Source organism: Blastococcus haudaquaticus, from assembly GCF_900230285.1.
GTDB lineage: Bacteria > Actinomycetota > Actinomycetes > Mycobacteriales > Geodermatophilaceae > Blastococcus_B > Blastococcus_B haudaquaticus.
Map to the genome: position 1 here is coordinate 746022 of NZ_OCNK01000003.1, position 13013 is coordinate 759034.

Here is a 13013-nt window from a genome sequence, read left to right on the forward strand (position 1 = left end):
TCATCGCAGGGTCCGAGCCGCTCGTCAGCTCTTGGGTCGCGCTCCGGCGCGGAGGGCACCGAGCAGGTCGTGGTTGAGCCGGGAGATCGTCTCCATGGAGATCCCCTTGGGACAGGCGTGCGAGCACTCCCCGATGTTGGTGCAGCCACCGAAGCCCTCGCGGTCCTGCTGGGCGACCATGTTGACCACGCGGTCGTCGCGTTCCGGCTGGCCCTGGGGGAGCAGCCCGAGGTGGGTGACCTTCGCGGCGGTGAACAGCATCGACGACGCGTTGGGGCAGGCGGCGACACAGGCGCCGCAGCCGATGCAGGTGGCGGCGTCGAACGCGGCGTCGGAGTCCTTCTTGGGCACCGGGGTGGCGTGCGCCTCGGGGGCGGTCCCGGTCGGGACCGAGATGTAGCCACCGGCCTGGATGATGCGGTCGAACGCCCGCCGGTCGACGGCGAGGTCCTTGATCACCGGGAACGGGCTGGCCCGCCACGGCTCGATGTCGATCTTGTCGCCGTCCTTGAAGGACCGCATGTGCAGCTGGCAGGTGGTCGTCTGCTGCGGACCGTGCGCCTCGCCGTTGATCATGACCCCGCACATGCCGCAGATGCCCTCGCGGCAGTCGTGGTCGAAGGCCACCGGGTCGTCGCCCTGCATGATCAGCTGCTCGTTGAGCACGTCGAGCATCTCGAGGAACGACATGTCCGGCGAGATGTCGGTGACCTTGTAGGACACCATCTTGCCCTTGACCGACGGGTCCTTCTGGCGCCAGATGCGCAGGGTCAGGTTCATGCCGCGCTTGCCGGCGTCGGTGTTCCCGACGCTGGACTGCATGGCGTCCTCACGTGTGGCTGTCACTTGAAGCTCCGCTGTATCGGTGTCACTTGTAGCTGCGCTGGGCCAGGTGGACGTACTCGTACTCGAGGTTCTCCTTGTGGAGCACCGGCGGCTCGCCCTCCGGCCTCCACTCCCAGGCGGCGACGTACGCGAAGTTCTCGTCGTCGCGCAGCGCCTCGCCCTCGGGGGTCTGGCTCTCGGCCCGGAAGTGGCCGCCGCAGCTCTCGCGGCGGTGCAGCGCGTCGATGCACATGAGCTCGCCGAGCTCGATGAAGTCGGCGACCCGGCCGGCGTGCTCCAGCGTCTGGTTGAACGAGTGCCAGTCGCCGGTGACCTTGAGGTTGCTCCAGAACTCCTGGCGGATCTCGCGGATGCGGTCGATGGCCTTGCGCAGGCCCTCGTCCGTGCGCTCCATGCCGCACAGGTCCCACATCAGCTGGCCCAGCTCGCGGTGGAAGGAGGCCGGCGTGCGGGTGCCGTTGATGTTGAGCAGCTTCTGCGTCTGCTCCTGCACGCCCCGCAGCGCCTCGACGGCAGCCGGGTGGGAGTCGTCGACCTTCTCGAACGGGCCGTCGGCGAGGTACTCGGTCATGGTGGCCGGCAGGACGAAGTAGCCGTCCGCCAGACCCTGCATCAGCGCCGAGGCGCCGAGGCGGTTCGCGCCGTGGTCGGAGAAGTTGGCCTCACCGATCACGAACATGCCGGGGATCGTGGACTGCAGGTCGTAGTCGACCCACAGGCCGCCCATCGTGTAGTGCACGGCGGGGTAGATCCGCATCGGGACCTGGTAGGGGTCCTCGCCCGTGATCTGGGCGTACATGTCGAAGAGGTTGCCGTACTTGGCCTCGACGGCCGGGCGGCCGAGCCGCTCGATCGCCTCCGCGAAGTCCAGGTAGACACCCAGGCCACCGGGGCCGACGCCGCGGCCCTCGTCGCAGACGTTCTTGGCCTGCCGGGAGGCGATGTCGCGGGGCACCAGGTTGCCGAACGCCGGGTAGAGGCGCTCCAGGTAGTAGTCGCGATCGCCCTCGGGGATCTCCCGCGGGTCGCGGTCGTCGCCGCGCTCCTTGGGCACCCACACGCGCCCGTCGTTGCGCAGCGACTCGCTCATCAGCGTGAGCTTGGACTGGTAGTCGCCCTTGACCGGGATGCAGGTCGGGTGGATCTGCGTGTAGCAGGGGTTGGCGAAGTAGGCGCCCTTCTTGTGTGCGCGCCAGATCGCCGTGGCGTTGGAGCCCTTGGCGTTCGTGGAGAGGTAGAAGACGTTGCCGTACCCGCCGGTGGCGAGGACGACGGCGTCGGCGAAGTGGGTGCTGATCTCACCGGACACCAGGTCGCGGGCGACGATGCCGCGGGCGCGGCCGTCGACGATGATCAAGTCCAGCATCTCGGTGCGCGCGTGCTGCTCGACGCTGCCGGCCGCGATCTGCCGCTCCAGCGCCTGGTAGGCGCCGTACAGCAGCTGCTGACCCGTCTGGCCGCGCGCGTAGAACGTGCGCGACACCTGGGTGCCACCGAAGGAACGGTTGTCGAGCAGGCCGCCGTACTCGCGGGCGAACGGCACGCCCTGGGCGACGCACTGGTCGATGATGCTGACGCTCACCTCGGCCAGGCGGTGCACGTTGTTCTCGCGGGAGCGGAAGTCGCCGCCCTTGACCGTGTCGTAGAAGAGCCGGTGCACCGAGTCGCCGTCGTTGCGGTAGTTCTTCGCGGCGTTGATGCCGCCCTGCGCGGCGACGCTGTGCGCGCGGCGCGGGCTGTCCTGGTACCAGAACGACTTGACCTTGTAGCCGGCCTCGCCGAGCGTGGCGGCGGCCGAACCGCCGGCCAGGCCGGTGCCGACGACGATGATCGTCATCTTCCGGCGGTTGGCCGGGTTCACCAGGCGGCCGCGGAAGCGACGCTCGCTCCAGCGCTCGCCGATCGGGACGTCGGTGGGGGCCTTGGTGTCGGCGATCGGCTCGCCGGTGGTGAAGAGTTCGAGAGGCATTGCTGGGGAACTCCTTAGTCCACGAGCCCGAAGAGGACGCTGAAGGGCACGAGCAGGAAGCCGCCGATGAGCAGCGTCGAGAACACCAGGGCGAAGGCGTTGACCGTGCGCTCGCGGCGGCGGTTGCTCTGACCCAGGGTCTGCGTGACGCTCCAGATGCCGTGCCGCAGGTGCATGCCCAGCAGGATCAGCGCGACGACGTAGAACGCGGTGATGAACGGGTTCTGGAAGCTGGCGACGAGCCGGTCGTAGGGCGTCGAGTCGGTGCCGTCGGGGTTCACCGCACCGACCGTGAGGTCGAGGATGTGCCAGATGATGAACAGCAGCACGATGACGCCGCCCCAGCGCATGGTGCGGGACGCGTAGCTCTGGGCCACCGACTTCTTCGTGACGTACGCCTGCGGGCGGGCCTTCTTCGCCTGGCGCCACAGGGAGACCGCGGCCCAGAAGTGTGCGACGACGGCGACGACCAGGACGATGCGGACGATCGTCAGCACGGTCTGGTGGGGGACGGCCGGCTCGCCGACGGTCCGGATCCACTCGGAGTAGCTGTTGAACGAGTCCCGGCCCGCGAAGACCTTGAGGTTCCCGACCACGTGGGCGACCAAGTACAGCAGCATGACGATGCCGCTGACGGCCATCACGACCTTCTTGACCACCGAGTTGGTCTTCGCGACCTTCGGTGTTCCGCGCCCTGTGTGCGTCACTGTCACCACATGCACAAGTTAGGCCGCGTGGACCGTTGCGGCGAGGTAAACACGTGGTGACTCAGCTCTCGTAAGGCTGCCCTCACCCGGCTCCACGCCATAGGGTCATCCGTTGCGCGGCGCCCGGCCCCGCGCTCGGCCGAAGGGAGAGGACGACGTGCCCGGACCCACCAGAGGATTCCTCGGACGCCGCGCCCGCGACCCGCGCCTGCCCCCGGGTCAGTACGACGTCGGCAGGGACTGGCCGGTGCTCACCGCCGAGCCCACGCCGCGGATCGCTCCCGAGACGTGGAGCATCACCGTCGACGGGAAGGTCGAGACGCCCACCACCTGGACCTGGGACGAGGCGCACGCCCTGCCCCCGTCGGAGTACCGCGGCGACATCCACTGCGTCACCACGTGGTCGAAGTTCGACACGCAGTTCGGCGGGGTGAGCGTCGACACGCTGCTCGAGGCCGCCCGCCCGACCGCCGAGGCGCACTTCGTCATGGCGACGTCCAAGACCGGGTACACGACCAACCTGCCGCTGGAGCACGTGACCGGGGGCAAGGCCTGGGTGGTCTGGGAGTTCGACGGCAAGCCGCTGCCGATCGAGCACGGCGGCCCGGTGCGGCTGCTCGTCCCGCACCTGTACTTCTGGAAGAGCGCGAAGTGGATCAGCCGGCTGACCCTCCTGACGCGCGACCAGCAGGGCTTCTGGGAGCAGAACGGCTACCACGACCTCGGCGACCCGTGGCGTCAGCAGCGGTACCAGGGCGATTGAGCGGCGGCGTGAGCGAAGGGCTGGGCCTCGGCGGCCCCGAGGCGCCCCGCGGCGGCTGGCGCACGGCGACCGTCTCGCGCGTGCGCCGGCCCATCCAGCGCTCGGTGGAGCTGCGCCTCGACGTGCACGACCGCATCGACCACATGGCCGGGCAGCACTACGTCGTCCGCCTCACCGCGGAGGACGGGTACACCGCCCAGCGGTCGTACTCGGTGGCCTCCGCGCCGGGGGACCCGCTCGTCGAGCTGTTCGTCGAGCGGCTGGACGACGGAGAGGTCTCCACGTACCTGGCCGACGTCGTGGAGCCCGGTGACGAGCTGGAGGTGCGCGGGCCGATCGGCGGCTGGTTCGTCTGGGACGGCGACACCCCGGCGCTGCTGGTGGCCGGCGGGTTCGGCGTCGTCCCCTTCGTGGGGATGATCCGGCACGCCCGCGCGCTCGGGCGGCTGGACCTGCTCCGGGTGGTGGTGTCCAGCCGGACCCTGGCCGAGCTGCCCTACGCCGACGAGCTGATGGACGCCGGGGCGCTGGTGATCCTCACCCGCGAGGCGCACGGCATCCGGCCGGCCGGCCGGCTGACCGCCCCGGACCTGCTGCCCCTGTGGGAGCCGGGGCAGACCGCCTACGTGTGCGGGTCGGCCTCGTTCGCCGAGGCCGCCAGCCAGCTGCTGGTCGGCATGGGCTTCCCCGCCGACGGCGTCCGGGTGGAGCGCTTCGGGCCCACGGGGGCACTCGCCTGAGCCGGGGCGGCTCAGCCGCCGGCAGCCGGCCGGTCAGATCCAGCCGTGCCGGCGGGCCTCGACGACGGCGGCGTGCCGGTTGGGCGCGCCCAGCTTCACCGCCGCCGCGGACAGGTGGTTGCGCACGGTGCCGGGGGAGAGGTGTGCCCGGGCGGCGATCTCCTCGACCGGCGCGCCGCCGGCGGCCAGCTCCAGGATGTCGGCCTCCCGCGGTGTGAGGGGGCTGTCGCCGGCGCTGATTGCCTCCGCCGCCAGTTCCGGGTCGACGTAGCGCCCGCCGCGGTGGACGGTGCGCACCACGTCGCTGAGGACACCGGCCGGCACGGTCTTGGGCAGGAAGCCGCGGACCCCCGACGCGAGGGCGCGCTTGAGGTGACCGGGGCGCCCGTGGCCGGTCACGATCACCAGCCCGCAACCGGGCAGCTCGGTGGCCAGGTCGGCGGCGAGCGAGATGCCGTCGCGGTCGGGCAGCTGGAGGTCCAGGACGGCCACCTCGGGGGCGTGCGCGCGGGCCATGGCCAGTGCCTCGTGCGCGGACGCCGCCTGGGCGACCACCTCGAGGTCATCCTCCAGCGAGAGGAGTGCCGCCAGCGCCGACCGGATGAGGTTCTCGTCATCGGCGAGCAGGATGCGGATCACGCGGCGGCCCCGGCCGGCAGCCTGGCGTCGACCGTGAAGGTGCCGGCGTCGGACTCCGCCCGGAGCCGGCCGTCCAGGGCGGCCAGCCGCTCGGCGAGCCCGGTGAGCCCGCTGCCCCAGCCCGCGCCCTCGTCGCCGGCGCCGTCGTTGACCACGGTGAGTCGGACCTCCCGCTCGGTGACCGTCAGGGTGATGGTGCACGCGGCGGCGCTGCTGTGCCGCAGCACGTTGGTGACCGCCTCGCGGACGACCCAGCCCAGGGCCGCGTGGAGCTGCTCCGGGAGGCCCGTCCCCGCGCCCTCGCCGACGACGGTGCAGGCGACGCCCGCCGCCCGGAGCACCGACCGGGCGCCGGCCAGCTCGCTCGCGAGGTCGGCGGAGCGGTACCCGCGCACGACCTCGCGCACCTCCCGCAGCGACCCCTCCGCGATCCGGCTGATGTCGGCCAGCTCGTCGGCCGCGCCCGCGTGGCCCCGTCGGACCAGCTCGGCGGCCAGCTGGGACTTGACCGCGATCGTGGACAGGTCGCGGCCCATCACGTCGTGCAGGTCGCGGGCGAACCGCAGCCGCTCCTCGGCGACCGCCAGGTGGAGCTGGACCTCCCGGCTGCGCGCCATCTCGCGCACGACGTCGAGCACCCAGACCGAGAACCGGAACCCCGTGACCACGGCGAGCACGGTGACGGAGAGCACGACCGCCAGCACCGCCGCGGCCGGCGCCCCGGCACCGTCGAGGTAGGCCACGAACGCGCTCAGCACGCCGATGACGATCGCCGGCGGGCAGAGCCGGCGCGTGGTCCACACCGTCGAGCACGCCGTCAGGACCGTGCCCAGGGGGAGGGCCACCGCCCAGAACACCACGGGCGTCGGCCCGTCGCCCCGCAACGCCCAGACCCCCACGCCCGCCGTCACACCGGCCGCGGCGAAGGCGGCCACCACCGGGAGCACGGGGAGTGGTTCGTCCCGGCGGTGCGCGGCCAGCCCGGTGCGGGCCACCACGATCGAACCGGCCGCCGTGGCTGCGCAGGCCGCCATGAAGAGGCCCACCCCGTGCGGCGGCGCGGGCTCCGCCCCGCCGTCGACCAGGGCCAGGGCGAAGAACGGGAGCGCACCGAGGAACGAGTAGAACGTCCACCTCGTGTAGAGGTAGAGACGATCCGTGTCGGAGCTGCTGCTCCACCACCTGACGACGTTCGGCACGGCGCCCATGCTGCCGGAGCGCCGTGCCACCGCCGTGCCGACCCGACTTCTCGCCGTGCCGACCCGACTTCTCGCCGTGCCGACCCGACTTCTCGCCGTGTCGGCCTGGTGGGTCACCGGCGCGGGGCCCAGCGGAAGCCCCGCCGCGCGAGCACCGCGCCCACCACGAGCCAGCCGGCCAGCACCGCCAGCGGCAGCGGCGCGGCGCTCCACGCCCCGGCCAGGTCCACCACGTCGCCGTCCCAGGTGCGCCCGGACAGGCCGAGCCGACTCAGCTCCACGACCGGGGTGAGCGGCAGGTACCGCGCCGCGGTGGCGAGCGCCTCGGGCATGAGCGACAGCGGGAAGAACAGCCCGCACAGACTGGAGGAGATGACCAGCAGGGGCAGCGCGGTGATCTGGGCGCTCTCCGAGGTACGGGTGAACGCCGTGCTGGCGGCAGCGAGCATCAGCATCAGGGCCGCGCCGCACAGCAGCGCCACCACCGGCAGGACCACGTCGACGGGCGCCGACCACTCTCCGATGACGGCGACCCCCAGCGCGACGACCGCGATCTGGCCGGCGGTGACCAGAAGGGTGGGGGCGGCGATGCCGAGGACGACCTCGAGTCCGGTGAGCTCCCCGGTGCGCATCCGCTGCAGGATCTGTTCCTCCCGGCGGGCCACGAACGTGGTGAGCAGGTTGTAGTACGTGAGGAACACCAGCATCACGCCGATGGCGGTGACGACGAGCTGCGGGCCGACCGGCCCGACCTCCTCGCCGATCCCGAGCGCCGGCACGGCCGCGACCAGGAGCAGCGGGAGCAGGACCGAGTTCACGACCGCGGTGCGGTTGCGGAGGAAGAGGCGGAGCTCGGCGCCGGCCAGGGCCAGCGTGCGGCTGACCCTGCTGGGCCCGGCGTCGACAGGGGCGTGAGCGGCGGTGATGGCGGCGGACATGGCGATCTCCTCAGCGGGATCAGGGATTCAGCGGGTCGGGACCGGGGTGCCGTCGGCGACGGCGAGGAAGGCCTGCTCCAGCGAGGCGGCACGGGCCTGGAGGCCACCCAGCTCCACGTCGTGGTCGGCGGCCCAGGTCAGGAGCGTGGTCAGGTCCGCCTGGAGGGCGCGGGTGTGCACGTCGACGGAGGGTCCGGGTGCGACGACGTCGGCGCCGGGCAGGGCGGGCAGCGCCGGGGCGTCGGCGGGGAGGGAGAACCGGATGGTCGAGGGCTGCGTCCCGGCGATCTCGGCGGGGGTCCCGGACAGCTCGATCAGCCCGGCCCGGAGCACGGCGATCCGGTCGGCGAGCTCCTCCGCCTCCTCCAGGTGGTGCGTGGTGAGCACGACGGCGGTGCCGCCGTCGACCATCTCGTGGACCAGACCCCACACCGCGCGGCGGCTCTCCGGGTCCAGCCCGGTGGTCGGCTCGTCGAGCACCAGCACCCGGGGGCGGCCCAGCAGGGCGAGGGCGAGGTCGAGCCGACGGCGCTCCCCACCGGACAGACTGCGCACGCGGACGTCCGCCCGATCGGTCAGGCCGACCTGCCCGAGGGCTTCGTCCACCGGCCGCGGATCGGTCAGCGTGCGCTGCCAGGTCGAGACGGTCTCCCGGACGCTGAGATCACCCGGCAGCCCGCTGGACTGCAGCAGCACACCGAGGTGCGGACGGACCGCCGCGCGCTCGAGGTGCGGGTCGGCGCCGAGGATGCGCACGGTGCCGCCGTCGGGCCGCGCCAGGCCCTCGAGCACCTCGAGCGCCGAGGTCTTGCCCGCACCGTTGACGCCGAGCAGGGCGAACACCTCGCCGGGCTGCACCGCGAAGGAGATGCCGCGCACCGCCTCGAAGGCGCCGTAGCGGCGGCGCAGGCCCGTCACCTCCACGGCCGGGACTGCGGCGTCAGGTCGCGGGACGGGCCGGACGGGGGCGTCGACTGGTTGCACGCTGACCTCCTCGAGTGGCCCGCCGGCCCCTCGTGGGGCCGTTCCGCCGGGCTCGACCCCACGGTGCCGCCGGTTCCGGCGCAGGTCGCGTGCGGTCCCTCACGATCTCGCGCGGTTCGTTCCCGGAAGACCCGTGACTGGTGTCAGGGGTGCACCGTGCGGTGGAGCGGCGGACCTCCGCGTGGGTGGCGGCCTCCCGGGGTACGGGCGCGGTGGACGGGGCCGATCGGCCGGCGCCCACGAGGAGGCACCGTGTCGGTCGACCATGCGCGCGAGGAGCTCGGCCGGAGCGACGCACCGGCGGAGGACGAGGTCGTCGAGGCCTTCGACCGCATCGTCGGCGAGGGGGCCCAGCGGCTGCACCGGACGTGGCGCGAGGTGCTCACCACCGGCCTCGCCGGGGGGCTCGAGGTCGGCGTCGGGGTGCTCGCACTGCTCGCCGTCTACGCCGAGACCGGCAGCCACCTGCTGGCCGGGCTGGCCTTCAGCATCGGGTTCATCGCTCTCCTGCTGGCTCGCAGCGAGCTGTTCACCGAGGGGTTCCTCGTGCCCGTGACGGCGGTGGTGGCCGGACGCGCCGGGGTGTCCCAGCTGGCCAAGCTGTGGGGCGGCACGCTGGTGGCCAACCTGATCGGCGGCTGGCTGGTCATGTGGGTGGTGGTCCACGCACTGCCGGAGCTCGGCACGACGGCGGTCGAGTCGTCGCTGGAGTTCGTGGACGCCCCCCTGGACCTGCAGTCGGTCTGCCTGGCCTTCCTCGCCGGGAGCACCATCACACTGATGACCCGCATGCAGCACGGCGCCGAGACCGAAGGCGCCAAGCTCGTCGCGGCCGTGGCCGGCGCCTTCGTGCTCGCCGGGCTCGTCCTCTTCCACTCCATCCTCGACTCGCTGATCATCTTCGGCGCGCTCCACGCCGGCGCCCCGTTCGGCTACGTCGACTGGCTGGCCTGGTTCTGGTACGTCACCCTGCTCAACATGGCGGGCGGGCTGCTCGTCGTCACCCTGCTCCGGCTGGTGCGCAGCAAGGAGCTGATCGAGCAGGAGCGGGAGGAGGTGCACGCCGGTCACTGAGCGCGCGCCTCTCGCCGCTCGCACGCCGTGGTGGCCATGCTGGTCGCGTGATCGAACTGGTCGGTCTGACCAAGGCGTACCGCACCCGGGTCGCGGTCGACGACCTCACCGTCACCGTCGAGCCCGGCCGGGTGACCGGCTTCCTCGGGCCGAACGGCTCGGGCAAGACGACGACGATGCGCTGCGTCCTCGGCCTCACCCGCCCGACGTCGGGGACGGCTCGTGTCCTCGGCCGCCCCTACCGGGAGCTGGCCCGGCCGATGCGTCGGGTCGGTGCGCTCATCGACCCCCGGGCGCGCCATCCCGGCCGCACCGCGCACGCGCACCTGCTGGCGCTGGCGCAGAGCAACGCCCTGCCACCCCGCCGGGTGGACCACGTCATCGAGATGGTCGGCCTCGAATCGGTCGCCCACGAGCGGGTACGCGGCTTCTCGCTCGGCATGGGTCAGCGGCTGGGCATCGCGGCCGCCCTCCTCGGCGATCCCGACGTCCTGCTGCTCGACGAACCGGTCAACGGGCTGGACCCCGAGGGCATCCGCTGGGTCCGGGAGCTGCTGCGCGACCTCGCGGACGAGGGCCGGACGGTGCTGGTGTCCAGCCACCTGATGAGCGAGATGGAGGACACCGCCGACCACCTCGTCGTCCTCGGCCGCGGGCGGCTGCTGGCCGACGTCCCGATGGCCGACCTGCTCGGCGCGCACTCCGCCGTTCGGGTCCGCAGCCCGCAGGCGCCGCTGCTCGCCTCGGCGCTGCGGCGGGCCGGCGGCATCGTCGAGCTGCAGCTGGACGGCTCGCTCCGCGTGGAGGGCCTGGATGTCCCCCGGGTCGGTGACGTCGCCTTCGAGGCCGGGGTGCGGCTGCACGAGCTCACCCGGGTCACCGCCTCCCTCGAGGCCGCCTACCTGGCCCTCACCGGCGACGACGTCGAGTACCGGGCGGTGGCGCCGTGAGCCGGGTGCCCTTCGGGGCGCTGCTCCGCAGCGAGTGGACCAAGCTCCGCTCCGTGCAGGCCACCTGGTGGTGCACCGGCCTGTACCTGCTGGTCGTCGGGGCCGCGGGCTGGCTGGCCGCCGCGAGCACCGACGGCGCGGCACAGGCCGACATCGCGGTGCAGACGGCGCTCACCGGCTTCGGCGTCGGCCAGCTCCTCCTCGTCGTCCTCGGGGTGCTGGCAGTGACCACCGAGTTCGCCTCCGGCCAGGTGCTGGTGTCGCTCACCGCGGTGCCCCGCAGGACCCGCCTGCTCGTCGCGAAGACGGTGGTCGTGGCCGCCTGGTGCGTCCTGCTCAGCGCAGTCCTCGTCGTCGTGTGCGCGCTGGCCGCACGCACCCTCACCGCCGTGCCCGGTGGCGTCCGGCCGACCGACCCCGCCGTGCTGCGGACCCTCGGTCTGCAGGTGGCGGCCGCCGGTCTGGTCGGGGTCCTGTCGGTCGCGCTGGGGGCGGTGCTGCGGTCCACCGCGGGGTCGACGGGCGCGGGCGTGGCGCTGACGTTCGTCCTCCCACCCGCCTTCGCGCTCGCGGGTGGGGAGATCGCCTCGCGGGTGTCCCAGGGGCTCCCCGCGCTGCGGGTGGGGCAGGACGCCTTCCTCGCCGTCGGCACCCCCTGGCCGGTCGGCATGGCGATCCTCGGCGCGTGGGCGGCCGTCGTCTGGGTCGGCGGAGCGGTGCTGCTCGAGCGGCGCGACGTCTAGGGGGTCGACGGACCCTCGCTGGTCCCCGTCTCCGTCGTCGTCGCCGGGGCGGTGCTGGCCGGAGGGGCGGTGCTGGTCGGAGGGGCGGTGCTCGTCGGAGGGGCCGTCGACGTCGGCGGTGCCGTGCTGGTGGGCGGCGCCTCGGTGGTGGTCGCGGGCGCGGACGTCGCGGGTGCCTCGCTGGTCGCCGGGGCCGAGCTCGCGGGCGCCTCCGGGCTCGGGGCAGCAGTCGTGGACGCCGCCACGGCCGCGGCCGGCGCCGGGGCCGATGTCCGGGGGGTCGTCCGTGCAGTGGTGCGGGCGGGGGTTGCGCGCGCCGCCGCCCGGGCGGTCGCGCCGGAGCCGGACTCCCGACCGCCCCCGGCCGCGGCGGCCGGCTGCGCCTCGGGGGTGCCAGCTGCCGGAGGGGCGGGCGGGCCGGCGACCCAGTCGGCCGGGTTCCACGTGGGCTCGCCGATCTCGCCGCCGGGCTCCCGCACCGGGTCCCGGCGGCTGTCGTCACCGGTGCCGACCGCGCCGGCGACCCGGTCACCTGCGGCGGCGGTGCCGTCGCCGTTCGCCGCGGGGACCACCAGGGCCAGGTACGCCGCGATCGCCACCAGGCCGACGACGGCCAGGGCGTCCAGCGGTCGGCGCCATCCGGGCATGGTCAGCCACGGTTCGGCCGCGGCGCGCCTGCCGCCCTGGGTGCGCGGACCGCGATCCGCAGGCTTCTGCGCCACGGGAGCCCCCGAAGGTCGTCGATGCTGGACGTGGCACACCTTCGTCACGGGGGCCGATGCGTGGGACGTGCGTGTCGCCGCACACGGGCCACGGCCGGCGTCCACGGCGGGTGGGCACGCACAGCGACCGGGGGAGTGCGCGCGGTGCGGCGGTGCGGCCGATCAGCCCCGCGCCGCGCGCCGGATCGCGGCCACGTACCGGTCGGTGGCCAGCCGCTGCGCGAGCAGGCTGGCCGGTCCGCCCAGCCGGGCCAGCGGCGAGGCCAGCCGGAAGAAGACGCGGATCTCGTAGACCACGGCGCCGTCGGGCGTCAGCCGGACGAGGAAGCACTCCTCCCCGCTCTCGGGGTGCCCGGGGAGCGTGCCGTAGGCGAAGCCGCGTTCGTCGCCGTCCGTGCGCGCCCAGACGACGCGGCATGGGATGTCGTAGCCGAGGCGGGGGAGACCCGCGGTCAGCACGACGACCGTGCCCGGCTCGCTGCTCGGCCCCGTGGCACGGACCCGCAGGCCGGCACCGCGCTGGGCCCGCCAGTCGAAGACCGCGGCCGCCGCCCGCTGGAAGTCCCCGCGTCCCCGACCGACGACGGCCCTGCGGTGCGCGCCCCGGAAGCCGGCGGGCACCTGCCCGGACCGGGCGGTGCCGACGGGGGAGTAGGTGAGCGGCGCGTCCAGCAGCAGGGCGGGGTCGGCCGCGCGGAGCAGACCCATCAGTGGGTCGGCGGCGCGTCGGTCACGTGCT

The 13013-nt window shown here is 73.6% G+C and carries 14 protein-coding genes; 5 read left to right on the forward strand and 9 right to left on the reverse strand.

Going from position 1 to position 13013, the window contains the following annotated elements:
• Window positions 1-24: 24 nt before the first annotated feature.
• From CRP30_RS15040 to CRP30_RS15050, 3 genes are read right to left on the reverse strand one after another with little or no spacing between them, the layout of a single operon-like run.
• Complete coding sequence (locus CRP30_RS15040) at window positions 25-846, reverse strand: succinate dehydrogenase/fumarate reductase iron-sulfur subunit (protein ID WP_235003426.1); 822 nt, start codon at window positions 844-846, stop codon at window positions 25-27.
• A gap of 22 nt (window positions 847-868) precedes the next feature.
• Window positions 869-2815, reverse strand: coding sequence for a fumarate reductase/succinate dehydrogenase flavoprotein subunit (locus tag CRP30_RS15045; RefSeq protein WP_097184728.1), 1947 nt, complete (start codon window positions 2813-2815; stop codon window positions 869-871).
• A 14-nt stretch (window positions 2816-2829) separates the two neighbouring features.
• A complete protein-coding gene (locus CRP30_RS15050; RefSeq protein ID WP_235003428.1) occupies window positions 2830-3522 on the reverse strand; it encodes a succinate dehydrogenase cytochrome b subunit in 693 nt (230 codons plus the stop codon).
• A gap of 157 nt (window positions 3523-3679) precedes the next feature.
• Here CRP30_RS15050 and CRP30_RS15055 point away from each other — a divergent pair, with 157 nt between their 5' ends.
• Complete coding sequence (locus CRP30_RS15055; protein WP_097184730.1) at window positions 3680-4285, forward strand: sulfite oxidase-like oxidoreductase; 606 nt, start codon at window positions 3680-3682, stop codon at window positions 4283-4285.
• 8 nt (window positions 4286-4293) lie between these two features.
• Complete coding sequence (locus tag CRP30_RS15060) at window positions 4294-5025, forward strand: FAD-binding oxidoreductase (protein WP_235003430.1); 732 nt, start codon at window positions 4294-4296, stop codon at window positions 5023-5025.
• A gap of 33 nt (window positions 5026-5058) precedes the next feature.
• On the opposite strand, the gene CRP30_RS15065 is transcribed toward CRP30_RS15060, so the two are convergent.
• The 4 genes from CRP30_RS15065 to CRP30_RS15080 all read right to left on the reverse strand — a co-directional run bounded on the left by CRP30_RS15065 (window position 5059) and on the right by CRP30_RS15080 (window position 8785).
• Window positions 5059-5664, reverse strand: a complete 606-nt coding sequence (locus CRP30_RS15065) for a response regulator transcription factor (RefSeq protein WP_097184731.1) — start codon at window positions 5662-5664, stop codon at window positions 5059-5061.
• Complete coding sequence (locus CRP30_RS15070) at window positions 5661-6863, reverse strand: sensor histidine kinase (RefSeq protein WP_200814763.1); 1203 nt, start codon at window positions 6861-6863, stop codon at window positions 5661-5663. The genes CRP30_RS15065 and CRP30_RS15070 overlap by 4 nt, the downstream gene beginning before the upstream one ends.
• 113 nt (window positions 6864-6976) lie before the next feature.
• Complete coding sequence (locus CRP30_RS15075; RefSeq protein WP_097184733.1) at window positions 6977-7801, reverse strand: ABC transporter permease; 825 nt, start codon at window positions 7799-7801, stop codon at window positions 6977-6979.
• Between the two features lie 27 nt (window positions 7802-7828).
• On the reverse strand, window positions 7829-8785 hold the full coding sequence (locus tag CRP30_RS15080) for an ABC transporter ATP-binding protein (RefSeq protein ID WP_200814764.1): 957 nt from the start codon (window positions 8783-8785) through the stop codon (window positions 7829-7831).
• Between the two features lie 252 nt (window positions 8786-9037).
• On the opposite strand from CRP30_RS15080, the gene CRP30_RS15085 reads away from it, so the two are divergent.
• Genes CRP30_RS15085 through CRP30_RS15095 form a run of 3 tightly spaced genes read left to right on the forward strand, consistent with a single transcriptional unit; the run spans window position 9038 to window position 11552 of the window.
• A complete protein-coding gene (locus CRP30_RS15085; protein ID WP_097184735.1) occupies window positions 9038-9859 on the forward strand; it encodes a formate/nitrite transporter family protein in 822 nt (273 codons plus the stop codon).
• Between the two features lie 47 nt (window positions 9860-9906).
• Window positions 9907-10809: an ABC transporter ATP-binding protein gene (locus tag CRP30_RS15090; protein ID WP_097184736.1), complete on the forward strand. Its 903-nt coding sequence runs from the start codon at window positions 9907-9909 to the stop codon at window positions 10807-10809.
• Window positions 10806-11552, forward strand: a complete 747-nt coding sequence (locus CRP30_RS15095; protein WP_097184737.1) for an ABC transporter permease — start codon at window positions 10806-10808, stop codon at window positions 11550-11552. Before CRP30_RS15090 ends, CRP30_RS15095 begins: the two co-directional genes overlap by 4 nt.
• Here the strand turns inward: CRP30_RS15095 and CRP30_RS15100 are convergent.
• Both CRP30_RS15100 and CRP30_RS15105 read right to left on the reverse strand, forming a co-directional pair.
• Complete coding sequence (locus CRP30_RS15100; RefSeq protein WP_143278476.1) at window positions 11549-12199, reverse strand: hypothetical protein; 651 nt, start codon at window positions 12197-12199, stop codon at window positions 11549-11551. The genes CRP30_RS15095 and CRP30_RS15100 overlap by 4 nt on opposite strands.
• Window positions 12200-12436: 237 nt before the next feature.
• Window positions 12437-12982, reverse strand: a complete 546-nt coding sequence (locus CRP30_RS15105; protein ID WP_097184739.1) for a DUF1990 domain-containing protein — start codon at window positions 12980-12982, stop codon at window positions 12437-12439.
• Window positions 12983-13013: the final 31 nt, after the last annotated feature.

Coding starts and splice junctions, on each gene's coding strand:
- CRP30_RS15105 (WP_097184739.1), bottom strand. CDS start 12,982: ATGGGTCTGCTCCGCGCGGCCGACCCCGCCCTGCTGCTGGACGCGCCG.
- CRP30_RS15100 (WP_143278476.1), bottom strand. CDS start 12,199: ATGCCCGGATGGCGCCGACCGCTGGACGCCCTGGCCGTCGTCGGCCTG.
- CRP30_RS15075 (WP_097184733.1), bottom strand. CDS start 7,801: ATGTCCGCCGCCATCACCGCCGCTCACGCCCCTGTCGACGCCGGGCCC.
- CRP30_RS15045 (WP_097184728.1), bottom strand. CDS start 2,815: ATGCCTCTCGAACTCTTCACCACCGGCGAGCCGATCGCCGACACCAAG.